The 23178-nt window shown below is 68.5% G+C and carries 20 protein-coding genes; 10 read left to right on the forward strand and 10 right to left on the reverse strand.

All coding sequences use genetic code 11. The features are described from left to right. Positions 1-130: 130 nt before the first annotated feature. From ABNQ38_RS06775 to ABNQ38_RS06785, 3 genes are all read left to right on the forward strand, one after another. Positions 131-2059, forward strand: a complete 1929-nt coding sequence (locus ABNQ38_RS06775; protein WP_377806374.1) for a PhoX family protein — start codon at positions 131-133, stop codon at positions 2057-2059. Between the two features lie 262 nt (positions 2060-2321). Next, positions 2322-2546: a hypothetical protein gene (locus ABNQ38_RS06780; protein ID WP_376967359.1), complete on the forward strand. Its 225-nt coding sequence runs from the start codon at positions 2322-2324 to the stop codon at positions 2544-2546. 59 nt (positions 2547-2605) lie between these two features. Next, complete coding sequence (locus ABNQ38_RS06785) at positions 2606-2815, forward strand: hypothetical protein (protein ID WP_377806375.1); 210 nt, start codon at positions 2606-2608, stop codon at positions 2813-2815. Positions 2816-2846: 31 nt separating this feature from the next. On the opposite strand, the gene ABNQ38_RS06790 is transcribed toward ABNQ38_RS06785, so the two are convergent. Next, positions 2847-3146: a transcriptional regulator gene (locus tag ABNQ38_RS06790; RefSeq protein ID WP_377806376.1), complete on the reverse strand. Its 300-nt coding sequence runs from the start codon at positions 3144-3146 to the stop codon at positions 2847-2849. A gap of 3 nt (positions 3147-3149) precedes the next feature. Further along, positions 3150-3545, reverse strand: coding sequence for a type II toxin-antitoxin system RelE/ParE family toxin (locus tag ABNQ38_RS06795; RefSeq protein WP_377806377.1), 396 nt, complete (start codon positions 3543-3545; stop codon positions 3150-3152). A gap of 126 nt (positions 3546-3671) precedes the next feature. On the opposite strand from ABNQ38_RS06795, the gene ABNQ38_RS06800 reads away from it, so the two are divergent. Continuing rightward, positions 3672-4925: an RNA-guided endonuclease InsQ/TnpB family protein gene (locus tag ABNQ38_RS06800; RefSeq protein WP_377806378.1), complete on the forward strand. Its 1254-nt coding sequence runs from the start codon at positions 3672-3674 to the stop codon at positions 4923-4925. On the opposite strand, the gene ABNQ38_RS06805 is transcribed toward ABNQ38_RS06800, so the two are convergent. The 6 genes from ABNQ38_RS06805 to ABNQ38_RS06830 all read right to left on the reverse strand — a co-directional run bounded on the left by ABNQ38_RS06805 (position 4922) and on the right by ABNQ38_RS06830 (position 12666). Beyond that, positions 4922-6472, reverse strand: coding sequence for a glycosyltransferase (locus ABNQ38_RS06805; protein ID WP_377806379.1), 1551 nt, complete (start codon positions 6470-6472; stop codon positions 4922-4924). The two genes, ABNQ38_RS06800 and ABNQ38_RS06805, sit on opposite strands and share 4 nt — an antisense overlap. Then, positions 6469-7233: a YbhN family protein gene (locus ABNQ38_RS06810; protein ID WP_377806472.1), complete on the reverse strand. Its 765-nt coding sequence runs from the start codon at positions 7231-7233 to the stop codon at positions 6469-6471. Before ABNQ38_RS06810 ends, ABNQ38_RS06805 begins: the two co-directional genes overlap by 4 nt. Further along, the gene (locus tag ABNQ38_RS06815) at positions 7155-7610 is read right to left on the reverse strand and encodes a hypothetical protein (RefSeq protein WP_377806380.1); all 456 of its coding nucleotides are present in this window, start codon (positions 7608-7610) and stop codon (positions 7155-7157) included. The genes ABNQ38_RS06810 and ABNQ38_RS06815 overlap by 79 nt, the downstream gene beginning before the upstream one ends. A gap of 113 nt (positions 7611-7723) precedes the next feature. Beyond that, positions 7724-8659 carry a hypothetical protein gene (locus tag ABNQ38_RS06820; protein WP_377806381.1) on the reverse strand — a complete coding sequence of 312 codons (936 nt, stop codon included), beginning with the start codon at positions 8657-8659 and terminating at the stop codon, positions 7724-7726. A gap of 161 nt (positions 8660-8820) precedes the next feature. After that, entirely contained in the window at positions 8821-11430 is a 2610-nt protein-coding gene (locus ABNQ38_RS06825; RefSeq protein ID WP_377806382.1) for a right-handed parallel beta-helix repeat-containing protein, read from the reverse strand. A 189-nt stretch (positions 11431-11619) separates the two neighbouring features. After that, positions 11620-12666: a M23 family metallopeptidase gene (locus tag ABNQ38_RS06830; RefSeq protein ID WP_377806383.1), complete on the reverse strand. Its 1047-nt coding sequence runs from the start codon at positions 12664-12666 to the stop codon at positions 11620-11622. Positions 12667-12782: 116 nt separating this feature from the next. Between ABNQ38_RS06830 and ABNQ38_RS06835 the strand changes: the two genes are divergently transcribed. The 3 genes from ABNQ38_RS06835 (at position 12783) to ABNQ38_RS06845 (ending at position 15030) form a co-directional block, all read left to right on the forward strand. After that, complete coding sequence (locus ABNQ38_RS06835; protein ID WP_377806384.1) at positions 12783-13067, forward strand: type II toxin-antitoxin system RelE/ParE family toxin; 285 nt, start codon at positions 12783-12785, stop codon at positions 13065-13067. Then, on the forward strand, positions 13060-13428 hold the full coding sequence (locus tag ABNQ38_RS06840) for a helix-turn-helix domain-containing protein (protein WP_377806385.1): 369 nt from the start codon (positions 13060-13062) through the stop codon (positions 13426-13428). Before ABNQ38_RS06835 ends, ABNQ38_RS06840 begins: the two co-directional genes overlap by 8 nt. Before the next feature lie 144 nt (positions 13429-13572). Further along, positions 13573-15030: a carbohydrate-binding domain-containing protein gene (locus ABNQ38_RS06845; protein ID WP_377806386.1), complete on the forward strand. Its 1458-nt coding sequence runs from the start codon at positions 13573-13575 to the stop codon at positions 15028-15030. Positions 15031-15076: 46 nt separating this feature from the next. On the opposite strand, the gene ABNQ38_RS06850 is transcribed toward ABNQ38_RS06845, so the two are convergent. Together ABNQ38_RS06850 and ABNQ38_RS06855 are read right to left on the reverse strand one after the other, a co-directional pair. Continuing rightward, a complete protein-coding gene (locus ABNQ38_RS06850; protein WP_377806387.1) occupies positions 15077-16585 on the reverse strand; it encodes an HlyD family type I secretion periplasmic adaptor subunit in 1509 nt (502 codons plus the stop codon). Between the two features lie 14 nt (positions 16586-16599). After that, positions 16600-18888: a type I secretion system permease/ATPase gene (locus ABNQ38_RS06855; protein ID WP_377806389.1), complete on the reverse strand. Its 2289-nt coding sequence runs from the start codon at positions 18886-18888 to the stop codon at positions 16600-16602. Positions 18889-19175: 287 nt separating this feature from the next. On the opposite strand from ABNQ38_RS06855, the gene ABNQ38_RS06860 reads away from it, so the two are divergent. The 3 genes from ABNQ38_RS06860 (at position 19176) to ABNQ38_RS06870 (ending at position 23085) form a co-directional block, all read left to right on the forward strand. Next, positions 19176-20186 (forward strand): hypothetical protein, encoded by a 1011-nt coding sequence (locus ABNQ38_RS06860; protein WP_377806390.1) that lies wholly within the window; start codon positions 19176-19178, stop codon positions 20184-20186. A 237-nt stretch (positions 20187-20423) separates the two neighbouring features. Next, complete coding sequence (locus ABNQ38_RS06865) at positions 20424-21680, forward strand: MFS transporter (RefSeq protein ID WP_377806391.1); 1257 nt, start codon at positions 20424-20426, stop codon at positions 21678-21680. A gap of 166 nt (positions 21681-21846) precedes the next feature. Then, the gene (locus ABNQ38_RS06870) at positions 21847-23085 is read left to right on the forward strand and encodes a glycosyltransferase (RefSeq protein WP_377806473.1); all 1239 of its coding nucleotides are present in this window, start codon (positions 21847-21849) and stop codon (positions 23083-23085) included. The last annotated feature ends 93 nt before the right edge of the window (positions 23086-23178 follow it).

A 23178-nucleotide genomic window follows, 5' to 3' on the forward strand; every position in this document is an offset into this window, starting at 1 on the left:
AACTGTAACATCCCCGCGGTAGCTTCCCGACGCTCGCCAAGAACAAGGCTGCGCCGAACGGGCTCCCATGGCCCGGCGGCGCGCCGCACGCCAGCCGCTTGCCCTGATGAGGGTTCGGGAGACATCCGCCATGACCGATCTGTCCGTCCATCTGCCTGAAACGTCGCGCCGTTCGGTGCTCCGCGCCCTCGCCGGGCTGCCGCTGCTGCCGCTCGCCGGCATCGGCGCCGGCGAGCTGCTGTTCGCCTCGGGCGCTGAGGCCGCCGTTGCCAAGGGCGCGCCGGTCGCCGTCGAGTTCGTCGGCATGGCCGCCCCCACCGCCGCCGCGGCGCAGGCGAAGACCACGGTCGAATCCAGCATGGTCGTGACCTGGGCCGACGGCTCCAAGCAGAGCTTCGCGCTCGGCTACCAGCCGCTGTTCATCACCGGCGATCACGTTCCGGACGGCAAGGGCGGCACGATCCTGGCCGGCGGCTATGTCGACATCAACGGCAAGCCGATCGTGGACGCCTCGCTGGCGACCCCGGCGCAGTTCTTCTCCGACTGCCCGGACGGCTGCAACCTGCTGGCCCCGGTCCCCGGCGCCAAGGTGGCCGGCGTCACCGGCAACACGCTGTTCGCCGTCGTCCAGTTCGAATACACCACCCGCGATTCCAAGGACGCCTCGATGTACGGCAAGCTGCCGTCGCCGATCGCCGTCCTGACGCTGGACCAGAACAAGGAGACCGGCGCGCTCAAGCTGGTGCAGTACCACAATGTCGACACCAGCGGCGTGCACGGCCTGTGGATCACCTGCGGCGCCAGCCTGTCGCCCTGGAACACCCACCTGTCGAGCGAGGAGTACGAGCCGGACGCGGCGGCGCTCGACGACCAGTTCCGCGCCTACAGCAAGAACCTGTTCGGCGACGAGACCAAGGCCAACCCGTACCACTACGGCCACCTGCCGGAAGTGACGGTGAACGCCGACGGCACCGGCAGCATCAGGAAGCACTATTGCCTGGGCCGCATCTCGCACGAGCTGGTGCAGGTGATGCCGGACGAGCGCACCGTGCTGATGGGTGACGACGCCACCAACGGCGGCCTGTTCATGTTCATCGCCGATCACGCCAAGGACCTCTCCGCCGGCACCCTCTATGCCGCCAAGATGGAGCAGGAAGCCGGCAAGGACCTCGACAAGGGCGGCGCCTTCGGCCTGAAGTGGGTCAAGCTGGGCCACGCCACCAGCGCCGAGATCGAGAAGCTGGCCGACAGCCTGAAGGCCGCCGACATCGTCGAGGTGAAGAAGGAGGATCCGAGGGATCCGTCCTTCACCCTCATCCCCTTCAGCGGCAAGACCCAGTGGGTCAAGTTCAAGCCGGGCATGGAGAAGGCCGCCGCCTTCCTGGAGACCCACCGCTACGCCCCCACCGTCGGCGCCACGCTGGCGCTCACCAAGCTGGAGGGCGTCACCGTCAACGCCAAGGACAAGACCGCCTACATGGCGGTGTCCTACATGTACAAGTCGATGAGCGACGGCAAGAGCGGCATCAAGGTCGACGCCATCAACGCCGGCGCCGTCTATCAGCTGCCGATGAAGGGCGGGCAGACCGATCTGGCAGGATCCGCCATCGACAGCGAGTGGGTGCCGGTGCATTTCAGCGCCGTCCCGGCCCTGGTCGGCCGTGACCTCGCCACCCCGGACGCCATCGGCAACACCGCCGACGCCGACCGCATCGCCAACCCGGACAACCTGAAATTCTCCGAGAAGCTGCGCACGCTGCTGATCGGCGAGGACAGCGGCGCCCACGTCAACAACTTCCTGTGGGCCTACAACGTCGACACCAGGCAGCTGTCGCGCCTGCTGTCCTGCCCGGCGGGCGCTGAGTTGACCGGCCTGCAGGCGGTCGACGACGTCAACGGCTTCTCCTACATCATGAGCAACTTCCAGCACCCCGGCGACTGGGAGAAGGGCCTGCACGACAAGGTCAAGGACAGCGTCGCCGGCCTGATCGACGACGCCTACCGCAACCGCCGCAGCGGCGGCGTCGGCTACATCCACGGGCTGCCGCAGGCGGTCTGAGAAACACGGCCCGACAGAGTCCCTTCGGGGGCTGGACGGACAGGGAAGAACGCGGCCGGGCGATCGGCCGCGTTTTTTCATGCCTTCATCGAAAGAAGTAACACTACCGCCAAATCGTGCAGCGGCGTTTTTCTTGGAAGAGGTAATCACCAATCGACCTGGGACCAATCGGTGATCTTAACACCTCGTTAACTGGCGGAATGGCTCAATAAGCTCATCAGAACGGGCAAGAGCCTCCACCTCGAATACAGGGATCGCCACCATGTCCAAGATCGAATGCGCCGCCAGCATCTTCGCTTCTGCTTCCCTTCACCTGGATGTGGTCGATGAGTTCATCGCGATCACCCAGTCGAAGCTGGACGGCAGCAGCAGCGAATTCACCCGCGACAGCCTGGCCGACCTGCTCGCCGGCCTGACCGAGCAGCGCGAGACCTACCGCTCCGTTCTCGCCGCCGCCGAACCTGCCATCACCGCGCTCGCCGCCTGATCCGGCCGCTCCGGTCCGCTCCTGCCGCCGCCCTCTTCCTTCCGCGAAAGACCGCCATCATGACCGCCCCGATCGCTCAGGACGTTCTCGCCTCCGCCACCCTGCACCTGGACGTGCTGGAGGAGTTCATCGCCGTCGTCCGCCGCCGGCTGGCCTCGACCACCGACATTTTCGCCCGCGACAGCCTGACCGACCTGCTGCTGAGCCTGACCGAACAGCGCGACGGCTATCAGGCCTTCCTGCCGCTCGCCGCCGCCGAACCGGTGTGAAGGCGGAGCGTAACCGGGGAGCGAGACGGGATCAGGCGCTTATGCGCTCCCGTTCCCGGATGTAGGCGATAACCGGCAGCAGGCTTTTGGTCTGGGGATTACCCCGTGGACCAAACATGCGCATCAGGCTCTTCTCCAGCGTCCCGACAGCCTGCGCTAGGGTATCGAAGCCAATGGTCGCATTGATGTAATCCCGTATAAGCGACTTGGCTGTTTCGAAATCGTTGTCGAGCAGACAGTCGCAAGCCTCCTCAACGAGCGCTTTGCGGAATTCCGGATCACGTTCGGCGCGCGCCTTGATTGTATCCTTGAAGTCGCGGGTCAGCGCCATCCGTCACCTCTTCTTCTCTTGTCTGCGCGCCCTTTCGGCCGCTTCCCGCGCGGCTTCCGCTTTCCGACGCTTGTACTCGGCCCATAACCTCTTGGCATCCTTGATATCGCCATCCTGCGATGTCTTGTCACCGCCGCCGAGGAGGATCACCAGCTTGGAACCGTCATAAGCCAGATAGATCCTGTATCCGGGACCGTAGCTGATCTTGAACTCCAGCACCCCTGCACCGACAGGCTCCAGCTTTCCAACTTCACCCCGTTCGATCTTGGCATAGGCCGTCGCCACCTTCGCGGCGGCACGCGGTTCCAGCGCATCGAACCAGATGGGCACGCGCTGCCGGTCGGCCTGATCGTGCTCGTCCCCCGACGCGGACACCGCCTTCGAGGCCTGGACGATCAACGGGCGCGCCTTCGAGATCGCCGTGTCGAGAGTGCGCGAAGCCCCAGCTCTCCTCAATAATAGAGAGGTATGGGTCTTACTTTTTATTCCTGTTGTACTGTTTCTCTGGTTTCTTGAAATGTCTGCATGATTGTTTTACGCGGCTACAAATTCAGGCTTTATGCTGATGATACCCAGCAGGCGCAGCTCACCTGCTTCGCCGGTGTTTGTCGCTTCGTGTACAATCTGGCCCTGGAGCAACGGCGCGACTGGTGGCGGCAATTCAAGGCAACCACTGGTCGGCAGATCTCCTATACAACACAAAATCGCGACCTGACCCTCTTGCGGGCTGAGGTTGACTGGATCGCCGCCGCACCGGTCGATTGCCTGCAGTATGCCCTGCGCGATGTGGAGCGCGCCTTCTCGAACTTCTTCGCCGGCCGTGCCGGGTATCCCCAGCCCCGCAAACGCAGCGAGCAGGATGCCATCCGGTTCCCCTTCGCCCGCTCCCGCTGGACAAAGCTCAATGCCAAGTGGGCCGTCGTGCTGATCCCGAAGGTCGGAGAGGTCAAGTTCCGGCTGACGCGTGACATACCGGGCGCCATTAAGGTGGTGACGGTGTCGCGCGATGCCCTTGGCTGGCATGTCGTTTTCACCACTGAGATTGAGCAGCCCATCCGGCCGTCTGACAAGCCTGCCGTCGGCATCGACCGTGGTGTGACGCGCACGCTAGCACTGTCGGACGGGACTTTCCGCGATCTGCCCAAGGAGCGTCTGAACGTTCTGGAGCGCCGGGCCAGAAATCAGGCCAGGGCACTTGCCCGCAAACAAAAGGGGGCCAACAGCCAAGCTGCCGCCAAGCGGCTTCTGGCCCGGACAAAGGCCAGGATCGCCCGCCTTCGCCGACATTGGAATCACGAACGGGCACGTGAGATCGCCAGTACATTCGGCTTTGTCGCCATCGAGGCTCTCGACACCAAAGCCATGACGGCCAGTGCCAAAGGCACGGTGGAGCGCCCTGGCCGCAACGTCCGGGCCAAGGCCAGCCTCAACCGCGCGATCCTGGCGGCCGGTTGGCAGCAGTTCGAGACCTTCCTCGGCTACAAGCTGGCCGCCGAAGGCGGGATTCTGGTCAAGGTCGATCCCTGCCGAACCTCACAGACCTGCTCATGCTGTGGAGCAACCGACAAGAAAAGCCGCGAGAGCCAAGCGGTTTTCCGATGCGTCCGCTGTGGTCATACGATGAACGCCGACCACAACGCGGCCATCACCATCCTGAGGGCTGGAGAACAGCCTGCGCCGACGCCAGCCGGTGGTCGACCGTCAAAGCGCGAACCGAAGAGGGCAACCCGAAGCCGCCCTCGGAAATCCTCCTGGCTCCAGCCAGGGGGAGGATTCTAAAACGCCTTCAGCTTCTTCCAGGCGAACACCACCATGCGGGCGAGCAGCCAGCCGTGGGTGAAGCGGGAGATTTGGGTTTCGCCATAGCTGCGGTCGGCGTAGCGCACCGGCACTTCGACGATCTTCAGGTTCTGCTTGGCGGCACCGAAGATCAGGTCGAAGTCGCCGAACGGGTCGAAATCGCCGAAGTAATGGCGGTTGGCGACGATGGTCTCATAATCCTCGCGCCACAGCACCTTGGTGCCGCACAGCGTATCGGTGAAGCGCTGGTTCAGCAGGAAGGAGAAGATGCGCGCGAAGGCCCGGTTGGCCAGGAAGTTCAGGAAGCGCATCGCCTCCGGCGCCATCGGGTAGACGAGCCGCGTGCCGTTCACGAACTCGCCGCGCCCCGACACCATGGCCTGGTAGAATTTCCCCATCGTCTCCGGCGGCACCGTCAGGTCGGCGTCGAGGATGATCAGGATGTCGCCGCGCGCCACTTTGAAGCCGGCGCGCACCGCGTCGCCCTTGCCCTTGCCGGGCTGCTTCATGACCTTGATGTCCCAGTCGGGATAGGCGTCGCGGACGCGCAGGCACTCATCGAAGGTGTTGTCCTGGCTGTTGCCCTCGACATAGATCACCTCGACGTCGGGAGCGAAGCGGGGCAGCCGGCGGATGGCGTTCTCGATGTTGCCGTGCTCGTTGCGGCAGGGGATCAGCACGGTGACCGAGGCCGGCTTGCCGTCGACCGTCACCGCCTCGACGGTGGGCTGCGGCCGGGCGACGACATAGTTGCGCACGCACAGCCGGCGGATGCCGGGCAGGGGGGCGATGTAGCGGTTGACCAGCGTGCCCAGACCGAACAGCCGCTTCGGGATCAGCTGGCGCCATTCGCGGCGCACCGGCTCCCAGCCGGCCAGATCCAGCAGGTTGACGATGTCGCTGGTCGACAGCCAGTTCTGCTTGCCCTGCGGCATGCGCATCCCCAGCTTTTCCGCCGCCCACAGGATCGGCTCCCAGACGCGCGAATGGTAGCTGACGATGATGCGGGTCTTCGGATCGGCGACCCGGCGCAGCAGGCGCAGCGTCTCCTCGATGTCGTCCAGGAAGCCGATGGTGCCCGACAGCAGGATGTGGCTGAACGGCCCCTCGACGCTGTCGATGGTCGCCGGATCCTCGGCGTCGGCGGCGATCAGCTCCAGCTGCGGATGGCGGGCCTTGGCCTCGACGATGGTCGCCGGGCTGAGGTCGATGCCGACGCCGCGCGCCGGCTTCAGCGCCGCCAGCGTGTCGCCGACGCCGCAGCCGATCTCCAGCACCGTCGCCCCTTCCGGAATCAGGAAGTGCAGATAGGCGCGGTCGGCGTCATGGAAGGCGCGGTTGCGCTCGGCCCAGCGGTCGCGCAGGGGGGCCATGGCGTCGAACAGCGAACGGATGCGCTGCTGGCGCGGGGAGAGGCCGCGCGTCCCGGCAGCGGTGCCCGGCATGGCGTCCGGCATGGGGGCGCCATCTCCGGCGGCAGTCACGGCGACGGGCTGGGAAAGCGTCGAGGTCGGCTGGTCGGTCATCGCGAAAAATCCGTGGGAAAGGCCTCAGCCCCGCCGGCAGCGGTCTGAAGGGACGTCTGGTGGTCCGTCTGGGCAGCGGTCTGGACTGCGGTCTCGTTGCGCAGCAGCAGCCAGAAGACGCCGCCGGGCAGCGATAGGACGGCAATCGACAGTCCGATCAGCAGCGAGACCAGAAGGGCCGCGTCGGCATTGAAGCCGAGCAGCGCGAAACCGGCGACCATCGCGCCCTCGCGCACGCCCCAGCCGCCGAGCGAGACGGGCAATGCCGCGGCGACGATGGCGGCCGGCACGATGGCCAGCCCGTCGAGCCAGCCGACCGGCAGGCCGACGGAACGGGCGAACAGGATGGTGGCGCCGATGGTGGCGAGGTGGACGCCGATGCTGTGGCCCAGCGCCGCCCAGGCGGCCGGGTTGCCGCCCATGGCGCGCAGCTGCGCCACGGCGGTCCACACCGTCCGCCCCAGCGCCCCATCGCGCAGGCGCTTGGGAACCGGCAGCCGGTCGCGCGGGATGCGCCCGGCCAGCAGCAGAAGCCCCATGGCCACGGCCAGGACCAGCGCCCCGGCCAGCACGGTGGCGGCGACGGCAGGCGGCGCCACCGCGGCCAGATGCGGCAGTCCGACCAGCCCGATCAGCACCACCCCCAACAGAGCCATCAGCCGGTCGACCAGCAGGGCCAGCATCACCGGACCGGCGGGATGGCCGAGCCGCCAAGTGAACCAGCCGCGCAGCAGGTCGGCCCCGACCGACCCCGGCAGGATTGGCCGAGGAACCCGCTGGCCATCTGCAGGCGGAAGGCGGTCCAGCGGGTCAGCGAAAAGCCGGCGGCGCGGCCGACCGACCGCCACCGCTGCGAGGCGAAGGGCAGGGTCATCGCCTTCACGGCGAAGCCGGCGGCGAACAGCAGGGGATCGGCGGCCGACAGGCGCGCGGCGATGCCGGTCCAATCGGCCCCGGCGGCGAGCGCGCCAAGCACCGCGACCGTCACCGCCAGCTTGACCAGCACCGGCCACCGCCGTCCGGCCGGCTTCCCCGGACTCGGTTGGCCTTGGCTGGGCTGGCCCGGACCGGGGGCCGGGCCGGAACCGGGCTTCGCCGATTGGGCGAAGGGGGTGTCGAGAAGAGCCTGGGCCATCATCCCCGCATGGAAATCCGGGTGCCGCGGGACAGCGGCGCCGAACGGGCCGTTGTAACGGCTCGCGCCCAGCTTGTCACCCGGTCAGGCGGGAGAGGGGCAGGGGGGAGAGGGCGTCAGCCGGCCGTGCGCCCGGCTCCCCCTTCCTTGAGGATCGACATGACCGTATCGACCAGCTTGCCGGCATTCTCCTGGACATAGCCCGGCTCGCTTCTCGACTGGATCATCAGCCAGGGCTGGGCGCCCGTCCCCTGCTGGGGATCGAAGAAGCCGAGCCGCGCCTTGGAATTCTGGAATTCCGGATGGTGCTCGCTGTCCGCCCGCATCGCGGCGCCGAACGCACCATCGTCCACCGCCGCCTGCGACGCCGCGGCATCGGGACCGTTCAGCATGTCGACCAGACCGGCCTTGACCTCGTCGGCCGACATCTTGCCCAGCGTGTCGAAGGCCCGGTTGTCCAGCCAGATCTCCACCTGCTTGTCGTCGGTTCCCTGGGAGCCCGGCAGGAACAGCGTGATCAGGGATGATTTGTCCCACCCTTCCGGCGGTACCGACGCTTGAGACTGACGTTCGGCTTCCCAGTCCTTCACCTCCTGGGACTTCTCCGGCATGGCGACGCCCCTCGACACCGCCTGCCGCTCGACGACCTTGCCGATCTCGCCACTCAGCGAGACGTTGCCGGCGGCTTCGCCCTCCGCCTCGAAGCCGAACTGGCTGCGCAGAGACTCCATGCTTTGTCGGATGAAGTCTCCTCTCGCCCGATGATAATCCATGACCTTCTCCATGCGCGCACTCATCGCCTTGAAATCCGCGAAACTGAGATCGCCTGCGATCTTCAGCTGGACCGGCGGTGCGGACGGACCTCCCGTAGCGTTGGCCGCCCCGGTCATCTTCGAGACCGCCTGTGCCGACAGCGACACCGTATCGGTCGCAGTCTTGGCCTGGGGCGCGGTCGGCAACGCGATCTTGGAGGATGCGGGAGAGGAGGAGGCAGGAGGAGGCGGGGAAGGCGGTGCCGATTTCAGCTTCGTCAGCAACGAGAGCGGCGACATGGCGCCTTCCTGTACAGCCTTCGTAACCATGCTATCCCCCCGACAGGATGTATCGGAGGAAGGATAACGTCGTTACGAGCTAAAAGATTATTAATTTCTGCAATCCCAGGTAATGCGCCTCCCGGTCGAGGGGTGCCCCGCTTCCATGATGCCGTTCATGCTCACCCCACACCGGCGGCGGCGAGCATGGCGCTGTCCGGCAGCAGCGCCGCGGCGGCGCGGGCCGGGGCAGGGGCCGCAGCGGGGCTCAGCGCCCGGCCTTCCAGCCGGCCGTTCAGGATGTAGTGCCGCATCGCCGCCGTCAGGTCGCCGCCGGTGGCCGCCGCCACGTCGGCGTTGGCCGCCAGATAGGCCGAGGCGTTGAAGCCGGTGCTCCGCCCCTCCGTCCGGCCGCTGCCCAGGTAATGCAGATCGGCCCGGGTGGTGTCGGTGCCGAAGGCGGCGGCGAGGTCGGGGTTGGCCGCCAGATAGGAGAGCGGGTTGAAGCTGACCGTCCGCCCCTCCGCCCGGCCGCTGGCGATGTAATGCATCGCCGCCGCCGTCCGGTCGGTGCCGAGCGCGGCCGTCAGGTCGCCATAGGAGGCGATGTAGGCCAGCGGGTCGAAACTCACGCTCCGCCCCTCCGCCCGGCCGCTGCCGATGTAGTGGGCCGCCGCGGCATCGCCGTTGGTGCCGAAGACCGCCGACAGGTCGCCGTAGGAGGCGATGTAGGCCAGCGGGTCGAAACTCACGGCCCGGCCTTCCGCCCGCCCACTGGCGGCGTAATGCGCCGCACCGGCGGCGGCGTTGGCGCCGAAGGCGGCGGACAGGTCGGCATAGGAGGCGATGTAGGCCAGCGGCGAGAAGGCCGGCCCGGCTATGGCTGCGGGGGCGCCGCCGGTGCCGGTCGCCGGTGCGGTCCCGCTCCCCGCGCCCCCGCCGGGGCTGGGGATCCCCGGCACCGTCAGGGGAGCGAAGCCCATCCGGCCCCAATCCAGCTCATGGATCCCCAGCGCTGCCGCGGCACCGCTGCCCAGCCGGAAATCGCCGGCCGCCGGGTTGGCGAACAGGCCGGACGACACCGTGTCGCCGCCGTTCAGCCCGCGGATGCCCTGCAACAGGTTGCCGCTGACGTTGTAGGAGCCGGGGGTCCAGAACTCCCAATAATCGGTTCCGGTGGACGAGGAGATGACGTTGCCGGTCACGCGGTTGTTGCTGAGCAGCCCGATGGTGCCAGCGCTCGGCACCCATTCCAGCCGGATGAAGCGTTCGCGCGGGTTGGACAGGGTGGCGAAGTTGTTGGTGACGGTGTTGGAATCGCCGCCATGGATGAAGACGCTGGCCCAGCCGGTGTTCTGGATGAAGTTGTCCTGGACGGTGACGCCGTTGGCCATATCGTCCAGATAGATGCCGAAGCTCTTCTGGCGGTCGAGCCAGCCCGACCCGTCGGTCGCCAGACCGCCGACATTGCGGATGTCGTTGCCGCGGATGACCGTGCGGGTGTCGAGGTTGGACCGGCCCAGCATCTCGATGGCGCCGCCGTCGGCGGTCTCGGTCATCGTGTTGTAGAGGCGGTTGTACTCCACCACCGTGTCGGTGTTGATGGTGGCGCCGTCCCAATTCTTGATCGAGATGCCGTAGCGCGCGCTGTTGCGGATGTCGTTGCCGGAGATCAGCGTGCCGCTGGTGCCGTAGAGCTGGATGCCGGCAACGTCCTTCAGCACCTCGCCGATGCCGTCCATGCTGTTGGCGCCGATGCGGTTGCCGTTGCTGCCGTAGGTGACCTTGATGCCGCCGGCCCCGAGATGCTCCATCCGGTTGGCTTCGATGGCGTTGGCCGACGATCCGGTCAGCGTCATCGCGGTGCCAACATTGACGAAGCGGTTGCCGGCGATGCTGTTGCCCGAGGAATTGGTCAGCGTCAGGGCCGAGCCGTCCCAGCTCGTGTCGGCGAAGGTCAGCCCCTGGAGGGTGACGCCGCTCGCCCCGTTCAGGGACAGCAGCGTGCCCAGCCGCGCCACCACGGCACCCTGGCTCAGCAGGGCGCCGGGGTCCTGCGGCTTCACCACCAGCCGGCCGGTCTCGGCACTCCAGGCGAATTCGCCGGCATCGCGGATGAAGGCGTCGTCGTTCAGCAGGCGATAGGTGCCGCCGCTGCGCAGGGCGTATTTCGCCGCTTGCGTGAAATTGACGGTCCGGCTGCCGGCATCGATGGAGGCGACGCCGACGATGGTGTCGGACAGCCGCTCGGTGTCGAAGGTCTGGACCATCGTACCGGGCTGCACCCCGACGGCCAGCACCGCCGCCATCGCCCCGTCGCCGGCACCGATGCGCAGGCTGGTCCTGCTGGCGCCGCCGGCCGCCGCCTCCAGCACCGACCAGCCGGACTTGGCGTCGCCGGCGTTCCAGTCGCCGGTCTGCGCCACCTTCTGCCGCACCCCGCCGATGGAGAGGTCGAGACCGGTGGCGGAGGTCGCCGCGGCATAGAGCCCGCCGCCGATGGCGGTGAAGCCGCCGACCCGCTCGCCGCCGCTGAACACCGGCGTCTCGCCCGGAAAGGCCATGATGCGCACGCCGTTGTCGGCCGCGGTCAGCGTCACCGTGCGCGCCATGGCATAGCTGCCACCGCGCACATAGGTGTCGCGGATGCCGGTCGCCCGCATCGCGCTCTGCGCACGTTCCAGCGTGGCGAAGGGACCGTCGGTACCATCGGCGTTGGGTGCCGCCAAACGTCCCGACCAGGAATCGTTGCCGTTGGTCGCGACGTAGAAAGCCTGCTGAGTGTCTGTCATTGCCGGATTGCCTTGCCGATACCGGGCAATCTCACGGCAGAGACACTTAATAAGGAGGTAGTCCTATCCTTTCGGAGGTACTCTTTCGTACGGAAACCCAGTGTTCATTTCGTGACAAATGGTCATGCCGCCGCAGTTGTCACTTGCCCTATCCTTCGCGTTGTTTTGGCAGACTTCCACTCAACCCGGTCAGCGCAGCTCGACCCTCCGCTCCTCCCGCAGCACCGTTTCATCACCATGGCGCAGCGTCACCGTCACCCGGTAGGGGCCGGTCGCCCAGGAGCCGGGGACGGGCTTCCTCACCTCGGTGCCGAAGAACAGCACGGCCAGCGGACGCGGCACCGCCCCCTCGTTGCGGAACAGGCGGCGGCCGTCGGGGCCGGTCACCTCCAGCGTCACCCGGTCGCCCTGGCGCCCGCCCATCAGCTCCGTCCACACCCCCAGCACCGGCGTGTCCGCCGGCAGCAGCCTGCCGCCATAACCACCATTCCGGGCCACCTCCGCCTTCGGCGCCTCGGGCGCCAGACCGGCGCCGAGAACGGCGCTCGGCCGGTAGGCGAGCGTCCAGCGCGCCTCGGCGCTCCACAGCGTGCCCGACGGCACCGGCGCGGCGCCCTGATCGGCGGTGCAGGCCGGCGCCTCCGCGGTCCCGACCTCCTTGCCGGTATAGGGGTCGAGGGTGCGGCCGTCGTGGCGGATGCCGAAATCGACATGGGGGAATTCGGTGTTGCCGGACAGCCCGACCTGGGCCAGCGGCGTGCCGGCCTCCACCCGGTCGCCCGGCTTGACCGCGATGCTGCCGCGTTTCAGGTGGCTGTACTGGGTCTCCCAGCCATTGCCGTGGTCGACCACCACCGCGTTGCCGGCCTCGCGCCCGGCCGGCGCACCGCCGCTCTGGCGGATGCTGACGTCATCCATCCCGTCGCGCACGCGCGTCACCGTTCCGGGCGCGGCAGCCACCACCGCCACCCCGCGCCGCATCGCCTCCAGATCGGGCAGCCGGAAATCGGTCCCCTTGTGGCCGTCATAGGTCAACCGCCCGCAGGCGAAGTCCCGCATCCCCGGACCGGGATCGGCATCGACGTAATTCTGGACGAAGCAGTCCGTCCCGATCCGGCAGCGCACCGGCACCTCCAGCGCCGGAGCCCCGGCGGAAAGGGCGGCGGGAGAATCGGCGAAGGCCGCCGATGGCAGCAAGGCCAGGGCGGCGAGACCCCAGCGGTAATGGACCGGCACCCTGACCCAAGCCTCTTGCCAAACCCCTCTCACCATACAGCTCCAGCTTGCTTGATTGTCCCCAACAGGTGGGATGCCTGAGGACATGGGCCAATCTCTGCCGGCTTGCCATTGCAATGTACATTGCAAAGAGCAATAACTTCGCTATGCACGCGATCAGATACACCGCAGCCGCCTTGAAGGCTTTGCGCCGGATGCCGCGCAACGTCGCGGATCTGATCCGTCAAAAAGTGCAGGACGTGGCGGCAGACCCAGCCACAGCCCGAAACGTGAAGAAGCTCAAGGGCCGCGACGGCTACCGGCTCCGCGTCGGAGACTGGCGGGTCGTCTACGACATCGAGGATGGGGTTCTGGTGTTGATCGTGATCGATGTTGGACCGAGAGGAGGCATTTATGACTAGTCCGCCGCAGATCATCCGCGACGGCAACGGCAAAGCCGCCTTCGCCGTGCTGCCCATCGCCGAATATGAACGCCTGCTGGAGGCCGCCGACGAAGCCGCCGCGATCCAGGCTTACGATGCCTACCGGAATTCCTCTCCGGAAACCTTTCCCGACGAGATTGCGGCACGGCTGCTGGAGGGAGAGCATCCAGTGAAAGTGTTCCGCGACCACCGCGGCCTGACGCAGAGGCAGCTCGCCGAAGCCGCCGGCCTCAAGCAGTCCTACGTCTCGCAGATCGAGGCCGGCACGCGGAACGGCTCGGTGGACGCCTTGAAACGCATCGCCGAAGCCCTGCGCGTGGAGTTGGACGATCTGACCTGATCTCCACGCCCCCATATGCGCCGTCGCATAAGGGGCACCACGTCCGAAATCCGCCCCGTCCTTATCATCCGAAGGCCACATCGCCAGCCTGCATACTCCGCCCCGCATCTTCATCGACGACGGCAGCAGGACGGGACCGACAGCATGGCGAACAGCACCTATACCGGCCGGGGCGAGACGGTCGTCGTCATCGACAGCGGATGGTCGCCGACCTGGGAACCCGCCGCGCGCATCGTCTATCAGCACGACTATGCCAACAACGATGCCGATGCGCGCAACCCCAACGCCGACACCCACGGCGCCCTGGTGACCTCCAGCATCCTGTCGCAGGTGCCGGACCTCAACATCGTCGCGCTGAAGGTGATTCCGGACGGCACCTCCACCGCGTCGGGGGCGGCCATCGAGCAGGCGCTGCAATGGGTCGTCGCCCATGCCTCCGACTACAACGTCGTCGGCGTCAACCTGTCGCTGGCCGGCGGCTCCGCCACCTCGGAGATGACGACCCTGCTGTCGGACGAGCTGGCGAGCCTCGCCGCCAAGCGGGTGCTGGTGTCGGCCGCCGCCGGCAATGCCGGGCAGAACGGGACGGCGACCGACGTGTCCTATTTCGCCGCCGACCACAACACGATCTGCGTCAGCGCGTCGGGCGGCGACGGCACCATGCCGGGCTGGGCCCAGCGCAATCCGGGCATCACCGACCTCTGCGCCGACGGCACCGGCATCCGGCTGACCGATCTGGCCGGGCGGACGGTGACGGCCAACGGCTCCTCCTTCTCCGCCCCTTCGGTGACCGCCGCGGTGGCGCTCGCCCAGCAGGAGGCCATCGCGCTGCGCGGCAGCGCCCTGACCCAGGACGAGTTCCTGTCGCTGGCAAGGCAGACCGGCACGCCGGTCGCCGGCACCGGCTACACCGACCTCGACACCCAGGCGCTGCTGGCGAAGATCGGCCAGCTCTATGGCACGACGGCGACGCCGACGGTGCCGGATCCCGGCCCCGGCACCGGTGCCCCCGCCACCGCCACGGCCGCCATCCTGGTCAACGCCAAGGGCACCGCGGCGGCCGGCGTGAACGCCCATTTCACCCTGCTGGTCGACGGCCATGCGGTCGGCAGCGCCACGGTGGGTGCCGCGGCCAAGAACTACGCCTTCACCGCCACCGTGTCGGCCGACAGCGCCCACAAGGTGCAGATCCAGTACGACAATGACGGCTTCGCCGACGGCCAGGACCGCAACCTGTTCGTCAACAGCGTCAGCGTCAACGGCCACGGCTATGCCGCCACCGACGCCGCGGTGACCTACGACAAGGGCGCGCTCGACGGGCACGACGTGGTCAAGGGCCAGAGCGGCCTGTGGTGGAACGGCACGCTGGTGGTCGCCGCCGACAAGAGCCTGTTCGGTGTCCAGGCCCCCGCGCAGGCACAGGTGGCGGAGCTTCAGGCCGGCGACCTGCTGGGTCACGCGGTGTCGGCCGGCACGGCATCGCACGAGACGGCCGATGCTGCCGGCTGGACATCGGAAATGCTCCCGGCCTTCCAGTATGCCGACCACGGCCTGCACGCTTGGTACGACGCGCACGACATGGCGCATGGGATGGCGGCATAGCGCCGGGGACAGAGCCCTCTCCCGCCCTGGGAGAGGGCGTACCATCCTACCGCTCGTGCATGGCCTCCTGGGCGCTGCGCGAGAGGGGGGAGAGCAGGTAGTCGGCGATGCGGCGGCGGCCGGTCTTGATCTCGGCGCTGACCGTCATGCCCGGCTGCAACCGCGTCTGCTTGCCGTCGACGTCCAGCGTGTCGCGGTCCAGCGCGATGCGGGCGGCATAGACCGACCCCGCCTCCGGCGTCTTCGCCGCGCTCTTGTCCGCCCCCTTGTCGGCCTGCTGCTGCTGTTGCACGGCGTCGCTGGACAGCGAGGCGACGCGGCCGGGGATCAGGCCGTATTTGGTGAAGGAGAAGGCCTCCACCTTCACCTCGGCCACCTGGCCGGTCTGGACGAAGCCGATGTCCTTGTTGGGGATGAAGGCCTCGACCTCCAGCCGGCTGTCCTCCGGCACGATGACCATCACCGGCTGGGCGGTGGTCACCACGCCGCCCACCGTGTGCACGGCCAGCTGCTGGACATAGCCGTCCACCGGCGCGGTCAGCCGCAGGAGGTCGACCTGCTGCTCGGCCTTGGCAAGCTCCTGCTCCAGCGAGGCGGCCTTGCGCTCGGCCTCGGCGAGGTTGGTGTAGAGCTGGCGGCGGAACTCGGCCTCGGTCTGGCGGCGCTGCTCGGCGGTGGCGGCGATGGAGGCGTCGGACTCCGTCAGCTTGATCTTCTGAACCAGAAGCTCCTGCTCCTGCCCGACCAGATCCTGCTGGAGCTGGAGATACTGGAAGCGGGACGAGGTGCCGCGCTTCGACAGGTCGTACAGCGCCTCCGCCCGCTCGCGGATCAGCGGCAGGGTGGCGTTCAGCTTGGCGATGGTCTGCACCACGGTGGCGCGGTCGGCCTCGCGCCGGGCCTGCTCGCGGTCGAGTGCGGCCAGCTTGGCGCGCTGCTCGGCGATCTGACTGGCGAGAAGCTGGCCCTGCATCCGCGCCAGATCGGGCGACAGCCCGGCCGGGGCGGCGAATTCGGCGTCGGGGTTGCCGTTCACCACCTCCAGCGCCGCCCGCAACCGCGCCGCCTCGGCTCTCGCCGCCGACAGGTCGGAGCGGATGCGGCCGCGGTCGGCCACCGCCTCGGTCGGGTCCAGCTCGATCAGGGTCTGGCCGGCCTTGACCAGCTGGCCGTCCTCCACGGCGATGGCGCGGACGACGCCGGTCTGCATCGGCTGGATGGTCTTGGTCCGGCCGCTCGGCACCACCCGGCCCTGCGCCACCGCCACCACGTCGACATGGCCGAACCATGCCCAGGCGCAGGCGGCGGTGAAGGCCAGCATGATCACCGCGGTGAAGGTGCGCGCGGTGGGGGAGGGCGGACGCTCCAGGATCTCCAGCGCATCGGGCAGGAAATCCATCTCGTCGCGGCGGCGCTTCTGCGGACGGCCCTGGAGCTTGGTCGGCGGGCGCGGCCCGCCGGGCGTGCCCGGCGCGTTGGCGGGCGGCTTGATCCCAGGAGGGATGGGAGCGGAGGTGGCAGAGGTGGTCTTCACCGCGGCGGTCGTCTTGCTCATGGCGTTCATTCCCCTTAGCCCGCCGCCCGCTGTTCGATCAGCCCGTCCGCCGGCGGAGCGTTGCCCGGCAGCTGCCCCATCTGGCCGCGGAACAGCGTGGCGTACCGCCCGCCGCGGCGCAGAAGCTCGTCGGGCGCGCCGTCCTCGACGATGCGGCCGCGCTCCACCGTGACGATGCGGTCGGCGATGGCGACGGTCGACAGCCGGTGGGCGATGATCAGCACGGTGCGGCCGGCGCAGATGCGGCGCATGTTGGCCTGGATGATCCGCTCCGATTCATGGTCGAGGGCCGAGGTCGCCTCGTCGAAGATCAGGATGCGCGGGTTGGTGACCAGCGCGCGGGCGATGGCGATGCGCTGCCGCTGCCCGCCGGACAGGCTGGCGCCGCGCTCCCCCACCACCGTGTCGTAGCCGTCGGGCAGTTCGACGACGAAATCGTGGGCGCCGGCCAGCTTCGCCGCGGCGACGACGCGGGCCATGTCCATGGTCGGGTCGGTCAGCGCGATGTTCTCGCGGATGGTGCCCGAGAACAGGACATTGTCCTGCAACACCACGCCGATCTGCCGGCGCAGCCACACCGCGTCGGCGGTGGAAAGGTCGGTGCCGTCCACCATCACCCGGCCGCGCTCCGGCACATGGAAGCGCTGGAGCAGCTTGGCCAGCGTGCTCTTGCCCGAACCCGAGGTGCCGACGATGCCGACCACTTGGCCCGCCGGGATATGCAGCGACACGTCGCTCAGCGTCTCCGGCCCGTCATGGCGGTAGCGGAAGGTGACGTGGTCGAAGCTGAGGTCGCCCTTGATCGCCGGCATGGCAGCGCGGCCGGCGCTCTGCAACGGCTCAGGCGCCGTGTTCAGGATGTCGCCGATGCGGTGCATCGACAGCCGCACCTGCTGGAAGTCCTGCCACAGCTGGGCGATGCGCAGCACCGGCTGGACGACACGGCCGGCGAACATGTTGAAGGCCACCAGCTCGCCCACCGTCAGGCTGCCCTCGATCACCAGCTTCGCCCCCAGCCACAGCACCAGCATGGTCGAGATCTTGGAGACGAACTGCACCGACTGGCTGGCGACGTTGTTCAGGTTGCCGGCGCGGAAGCCGGCGCGGACATAGCCCGACAGCTGGTCCTCCCAGCGGCGCTGCATGCGCGGCTCGACCGCCATCGCCTTGACCGTCTCGATGCTCGACACCGTCTCGACCAGGAAGCTGTGGTTCTCGGCGCCGCGGGCGAACTTCTCGTCCAGCCGGCGGCGCAGGATCGGCGTCGCCACCAGGCTGATCGCGACATAGACGGGGAAGGAGGCCGCGACGATCGCCGTCAGCATCGGGCTGTAGACCAGCATGACGCCCAGGAACACCACGGTGAACAGCAGGTCCAGCACCAGCGTGATGGTGGAGCTGGTCATGAAGTTGCGGATCGTCTCCAGCTCGCGCACGCGGGCGACGCTGTCGCCGACCCGGCGCGACGCGAAATAGCCCATGGGGAGCGACAGCAGCCGCTGGTACAGCTTGGCCCCCAGCTCCACGTCCAGCCGGTTGGCGGTGTGGGCGAAGGTGTAGGTGCGCAGGCCCCCCAGCACCGCCTCGAACAGGATGACGGCCAGCATGCCGGCCATCAGCACGTCGAGCGTGCCCAGGCTGCGATGCACCACCACCTTGTCGACCACCACCTGGAAGAACAGCGGCGTCACCAGCGCGAACAGCTGGATGAAGAAGGAGGCGAGCAGCACCTCGCCCAGGATGCCGCGGTATTTCCAGGCGACCGCGCCGAACCAGCGGGCGTCGAAACGCGGCTGGCCCATGCCCAGCGTGCCCTTGCGGCCGAGGCAGATCAGCCGGCCGGTCCACAAGGGCTCGAAGCCTTCGCGGTCGAGGATGCGGGTCTGGTTGGTCGCCGCGTCATGCACCAGCACGCGGTCGCCGCCGGCCTTGGCCAGCACCAGGAAACCGCCGTCGGGACCGGGGACCAGCGCCGGCAGCGGCGTGCGCTCCAGCCGTTCCCACTTGGTCTTCACCACGCGGGCCTTGGCCCCCAGCCGGTGGGCCTGGCGGACCAGCCCGGTCAGGTCGGGGGATTCGCCGCCGCAGGCATGGCGCACGCCGTCATAATCGGCCGGAATGCCAAGGATGCGCAGCGCCGACACCAGCCCGGCGATGCCGGGATCGAGACGGGGGCCGGGGTTGGGGCCAGGATTGCCTCCGGGATTGGGACCTGTCTGGGCGCCAGGCGGAGGAGGGCCAGGGGGAGGAGAGGAGGGGTCCCGCGCCGGATCGGCCGGCGACCCGTCTCGCATCTGTTCCATGAAGGCTTCCCGGTTCCAAAACTCTAAGGGTGCCGCCGGACGGCTGCGGCCAACCGAAGGTGAGGATCGCGTCCCCGCGCGGCCACCCGAACGATGGGGTACCCCGCATCGTTGGTGTTCGAAGGGAGGGGACCGAAGGGTCGCCAGACGCTCTTCCGTGGTTTCCCCTATGGTCCACCTCGACAAGCTGCTTTTCCTAGACCCGGTGCGGTGCTTGGGAGTAGGCATGCAGGACAGCCGGGCCAGCGGGACCGGCGCCGTTTCCCCTACGCCGGACAAAAGCCGCCTTGTCGCCGATCCCCCAGCTCCTGCGCCTTCTGATCCTGCTGCTGACGCCCTTCTGGCTGTCGCTGGCGGTGGAGGGGCTGGGCCTGTACGGGTCGATGCCGTCGCTGCTGTCTAGCTGGCGCCGCCCCGCGGACGTGGACACCGCCACGGCGCAGCCGACCGGCTGGCGGGAGCGCGCCTATCTGGCCGCCAATCCCGACGTCGCCGCCGCCGTCCGCAGCGGACAGCTCTCCAGCGGCTACGCCCACTATGTCCAGCAGGGCCGCGCGGAAGGCCGCCGCGGCGGCTTCGTGGAACAGGTCAGGAAGCCGGCGGAGGCGCAGCCCGCCGCAAGCCCGCCGGCAGAGGTGCCGCCAGCTCCCGTCCAGGCGGCTCCCAGCCAGGAAACTCCGGTCCAGACGGCCCCCATCCAACCGGCTCCGTCTCCCGCCTCCGTCCCGGCTGCCCCGCTGCCGGCGGCGAAGCCCGAACCGCAGGACGCCGCTCCCGCCCCGCGGACGGAGCCGGCGGTGGAAATCCTGCGCCCCGGCGTCAAGCCGGTCCCCGACGCGCCCGCCCGCCCGACCTCGACCCCGAATCCGATCCAGACCGTGGCAAGCGCCGCGGCTCCCCGCCATGTGGAGCGCATCCGCACCGCCAACGGCGGCGACGGGCTGCGCGTCGTGATGGATTTCGACCAGGAACCGCGCTTCGAAACGCCGGTGCGCCGCCCCGACGGCCGGCTGGAGATGACGCTTCCCGGCACGCAGTGGCAGGCCCCGGCGGCGGGCCGCCTGCCGGCGACGGCGCTGGGCTACCGGGCGGAGCGCACCGGCAGCGGCACCCGCCTGCTGTTCAGCGACGAGGATGGCGGAAGCGACGGCAAGGGGGACACCAAGGGCGAAGCGGTCCGGCTTCTCGCCGTCTCCACCCTGGCCCCCGAGAAGGACCGTGGCCACCGTCTGGTGATCGATCTGATGCTGCCCTCCATGGCGCCCTCCACGGCGAAGCCCGACCGCAAGAGCCGCTGAAACACCCGCTGAAACACCCGCTGGGCCAAGCCGTGCCGGCGGTGCTTGGCCGCGGCCATACCCCCATTGCCTGCGGGGTTGTGCTGCTCGGCCGGATCGGTTAGCTGTCTGTCAGTCGTCAGTCACACTGGCCGTAAGCGTTCAACGTCAACCAACGCACTCAACGATCCCCAGCGGTCGGAGTGCGTTCGCTTGTTCGGAACGCGCGTCGACCGCGGACCAGTGTGGAGCACACTCATGAGTCCCCAGCCGACATACGATCCGGCACGCGGCCAGTCGCAAAATCCCTCGCACGACACATCGCCGGACCGGTCCCAGGCCCGCCTGTTCGTCCTGGCCGCCATCCTGTTCGTCTCCTATCTCTGCGTCGCCATCTCCCTTCCGGTGACGCCGCTGTTCGTGACCCAGACCCTGGGACTGGGCAATTTCTGGGCCGGGCTGGGCGTCGGCAGCGCCTTCCTCGCCACCATCCTCACCCGCAGCTTCGCCGGCAATTTCGTGGACGGCGGCGGCGCCAAGCCGGCGGTCGCCCGCGGACTGGCGCTCTACATCGCCGGCGGGCTGGTCTCGCTCGGCGCCGGCATGCTGCCGCACCTGCCTTGGGCCGGACCCTGGGCGGCGTTCGCCGTGCTGGTGGCGGGACGCCTGCTGATCGGGCTGGGCGAGAGCCTCGTCGGCGTCGGCGTGATCGCCTGGGGGATCGGCATCGTCGGGCCGCAGCGCTCGGGCAAGGTGCTGGCCCTGGTCGGGGCGGCGCTGTATGGCGCCTTCGCGGCGGGCGGGCCGCTGGGCCTGCTGCTGCTGGACGGCATCGGCTTCGCCGGCACCATGGCGGTCGGCGCCCTGCTGCCGGCGCTGGGGCTGCTGGCGATCCGCCCGATGGCAGGGGTCGCGGCCCATCCCGGCGCGAAGCGCCCGCCCTTCCGCAGCGTGCTTGGCCGGATCTGGCTGCACGGCGCCGTCGTCAGCCTGCAAGGCATCGGCTTCGCCGCCATCGGCGCCTTCTTCACCCTGCACTTCGTCCATGAATCCTGGCCGTTCGCCGGGCTCGGCCTGACCGCCTTCGGGATCGGCTTCGTGCTTGTCCGCTTCGCCTTCGGCCATCTGCCGGACCGCATCGGCGGCCTGCCGGTGGCGATGGGGTCGCTGGCGGTCGAGGCGGTCGGCCAGTTGCTGGTGTGGAGCGCCGGCGACCCCACGCTGGCCCTGGCCGGCGCCTTCCTGACCGGGCTCGGCTGCTCCCTGGTCTTTCCCGCCATGGGCCGGGAGGTGGTGCATCTGGTGCAGCCGCATCTGCGGGCGACGGCGCTCGGCGCCTTCGCCGCCTTCCAGGACGTGGCCTATGGCCTGACCGGCCCGGTGGCCGGACTGCTCGCCGACCGGGCCGGTTACGGCAGCATCTTCCTGCTGGGCGGAGCCGCGGCGGCGGTCGGCTTCCTGACCGCGCTCCATATGCGCCGGACCCTGGTCGCCGCCAGCCCTCCGCCGGCTTGAAAAAGCCGGGCCGTATCGCGCGAAACCGGATCCATCCTGAAGCGCAGGAAGCGGGAATTTCCAGCGCTCTACACCGAACGCGGGAAATTCCGGCAGCGACTTGCCGTGCTGCCGTGGCATGATCGCCCGCTTCCGCAGCCCCTTCCGCCGGACCGTGACGCCCTCCATGAAGATCCTGTTCATCCATCCCAGCTTTCCCGGCCAGTTCAAGGCCCTGGCGCCGAGCCTGGTGCAGCGCGGGCACACGGTCCATGCCCTGAGCCGGACGATGGAGGTGCCGCCCGGCTGGGGCGGGGTCACCGTGGTTCCCTACGCACCGTCACGGGCGCCGGCCTCCGGCGTCCATCCCTGGGCCGTTGACTTCGAAACCAACGCGATCCATGGCGAGGCGCTGTTTCAGCGGGCGCTGAGGATGAAGGCGGAGAGCTATGTTCCCGACGTGATCGTCGCCCATCCCGCCTGGGGCGACAGCCTGTTCGTGAAGGACGTCTGGCCGCAGGCCCGGCTGGGCATCTATTGCGAATATTATTACCGGGCGGAGGGCGCGGATGTCGGCTTCGATCCCGAATTCCCGGTGCGCGATACCGGCGATCCATGCCGCCTGCGCCTGAAGAACGCCGCGAACCTGCTGCAGTTCGAGACCGCCGACGCCGGGCTGTCTCCCACCCGCTGGCAGGCCGACGGCTTTCCCAGCCTCTTCCGCGACCGCATCACCGTGGTGCATGACGGCATCGACACCGGGGCGGTGGCTCCGACCCCCGACGCCCGCGCCACCCTGAACGGCACCCTCACGCTGACGCGGGCGGACGAGGTGGTGACCTTCGTCAACCGGACCCTGGAGCCCTATCGCGGGTATCACAGCTTCATGCGCGCCCTGCCGCGGCTGCTGGCCCGGCGTCCCCGGGCCCATGTGCTGATCGTCGGCGGGGCCGGGGTCACCTATGGGGCGCCGCCGCCGTCGGGAAGCTGGCGGGATCTCTTCATCGAGGAGGTGCGCGGCTCCATTCCGGAGGCAGACTGGTCACGGGTGTTCTTCCTGGGCAACATTCCCTACGACCACTTCGTTCCGCTGCTCCAGCTTTCCTCCGTCCACGTCTATCTCTCCTATCCCTTCGTGCTGAGCTGGAGCGTGATGGAGGCGATGAGCGCGGGCGCCGCCGTGGTCGCCGGCAACACCGCTCCGGTTCGCGAGGTCATCGAGCATGACCGGACGGGACGGCTGGTGGACTTCTTCGACCATCGCGCACTGGCCGACAGCGTGGCCGATCTGCTGGCGGACCGGGCGGCGCGCGACCGGCTGGGCGCCGAGGCCCGCGCCTTCATCCGCGCCAACCACGATCTGCACACCGTCTGCCTGCCGCGCCAGTTCGCCTGGATCGATGAGCTGGCGGACGGACGGGGCTAAGGGGTCTTCATATATTCATGAAATCATTATATAGAATAATGAAGATAAATCTCGTTTTGCACCGGCTCCCTCCCGCCCGGATGCGGGGACCGA

Origin of the sequence: Azospirillum sp. A29 (genome assembly GCF_042604625.1) — a bacterium.
Lineage (GTDB): Bacteria > Pseudomonadota > Alphaproteobacteria > Azospirillales > Azospirillaceae > Azospirillum > Azospirillum palustre.

What these genes read in the sequence shown, in the direction of transcription:
- ABNQ38_RS06775 (WP_377806374.1), top strand. Translation starts at nt 131, where the DNA reads ATGACCGATCTGTCCGTCCATCTGCCTGAAACGTCGCGCCGTTCGGTG.
- ABNQ38_RS06780 (WP_376967359.1), top strand. Translation starts at nt 2,322, where the DNA reads ATGTCCAAGATCGAATGCGCCGCCAGCATCTTCGCTTCTGCTTCCCTT.
- ABNQ38_RS06785 (WP_377806375.1), top strand. Translation starts at nt 2,606, where the DNA reads ATGACCGCCCCGATCGCTCAGGACGTTCTCGCCTCCGCCACCCTGCAC.
- ABNQ38_RS06790 (WP_377806376.1), bottom strand. Translation starts at nt 3,146, where the DNA reads ATGGCGCTGACCCGCGACTTCAAGGATACAATCAAGGCGCGCGCCGAA.
- ABNQ38_RS06800 (WP_377806378.1), top strand. Translation starts at nt 3,672, where the DNA reads ATGATTGTTTTACGCGGCTACAAATTCAGGCTTTATGCTGATGATACC.
- ABNQ38_RS06805 (WP_377806379.1), bottom strand. Translation starts at nt 6,472, where the DNA reads ATGACCGACCAGCCGACCTCGACGCTTTCCCAGCCCGTCGCCGTGACT.
- ABNQ38_RS06815 (WP_377806380.1), bottom strand. Translation starts at nt 7,610, where the DNA reads ATGATGGCCCAGGCTCTTCTCGACACCCCCTTCGCCCAATCGGCGAAG.
- ABNQ38_RS06820 (WP_377806381.1), bottom strand. Translation starts at nt 8,659, where the DNA reads ATGTCGCCGCTCTCGTTGCTGACGAAGCTGAAATCGGCACCGCCTTCC.
- ABNQ38_RS06825 (WP_377806382.1), bottom strand. Translation starts at nt 11,430, where the DNA reads ATGACAGACACTCAGCAGGCTTTCTACGTCGCGACCAACGGCAACGAT.
- ABNQ38_RS06835 (WP_377806384.1), top strand. Translation starts at nt 12,783, where the DNA reads ATGTACATTGCAAAGAGCAATAACTTCGCTATGCACGCGATCAGATAC.
- ABNQ38_RS06840 (WP_377806385.1), top strand. Translation starts at nt 13,060, where the DNA reads ATGACTAGTCCGCCGCAGATCATCCGCGACGGCAACGGCAAAGCCGCC.
- ABNQ38_RS06845 (WP_377806386.1), top strand. Translation starts at nt 13,573, where the DNA reads ATGGCGAACAGCACCTATACCGGCCGGGGCGAGACGGTCGTCGTCATC.
- ABNQ38_RS06850 (WP_377806387.1), bottom strand. Translation starts at nt 16,585, where the DNA reads ATGAGCAAGACGACCGCCGCGGTGAAGACCACCTCTGCCACCTCCGCT.
- ABNQ38_RS06855 (WP_377806389.1), bottom strand. Translation starts at nt 18,888, where the DNA reads ATGGAACAGATGCGAGACGGGTCGCCGGCCGATCCGGCGCGGGACCCC.
- ABNQ38_RS06865 (WP_377806391.1), top strand. Translation starts at nt 20,424, where the DNA reads ATGAGTCCCCAGCCGACATACGATCCGGCACGCGGCCAGTCGCAAAAT.
- ABNQ38_RS06870 (WP_377806473.1), top strand. Translation starts at nt 21,847, where the DNA reads ATGAAGATCCTGTTCATCCATCCCAGCTTTCCCGGCCAGTTCAAGGCC.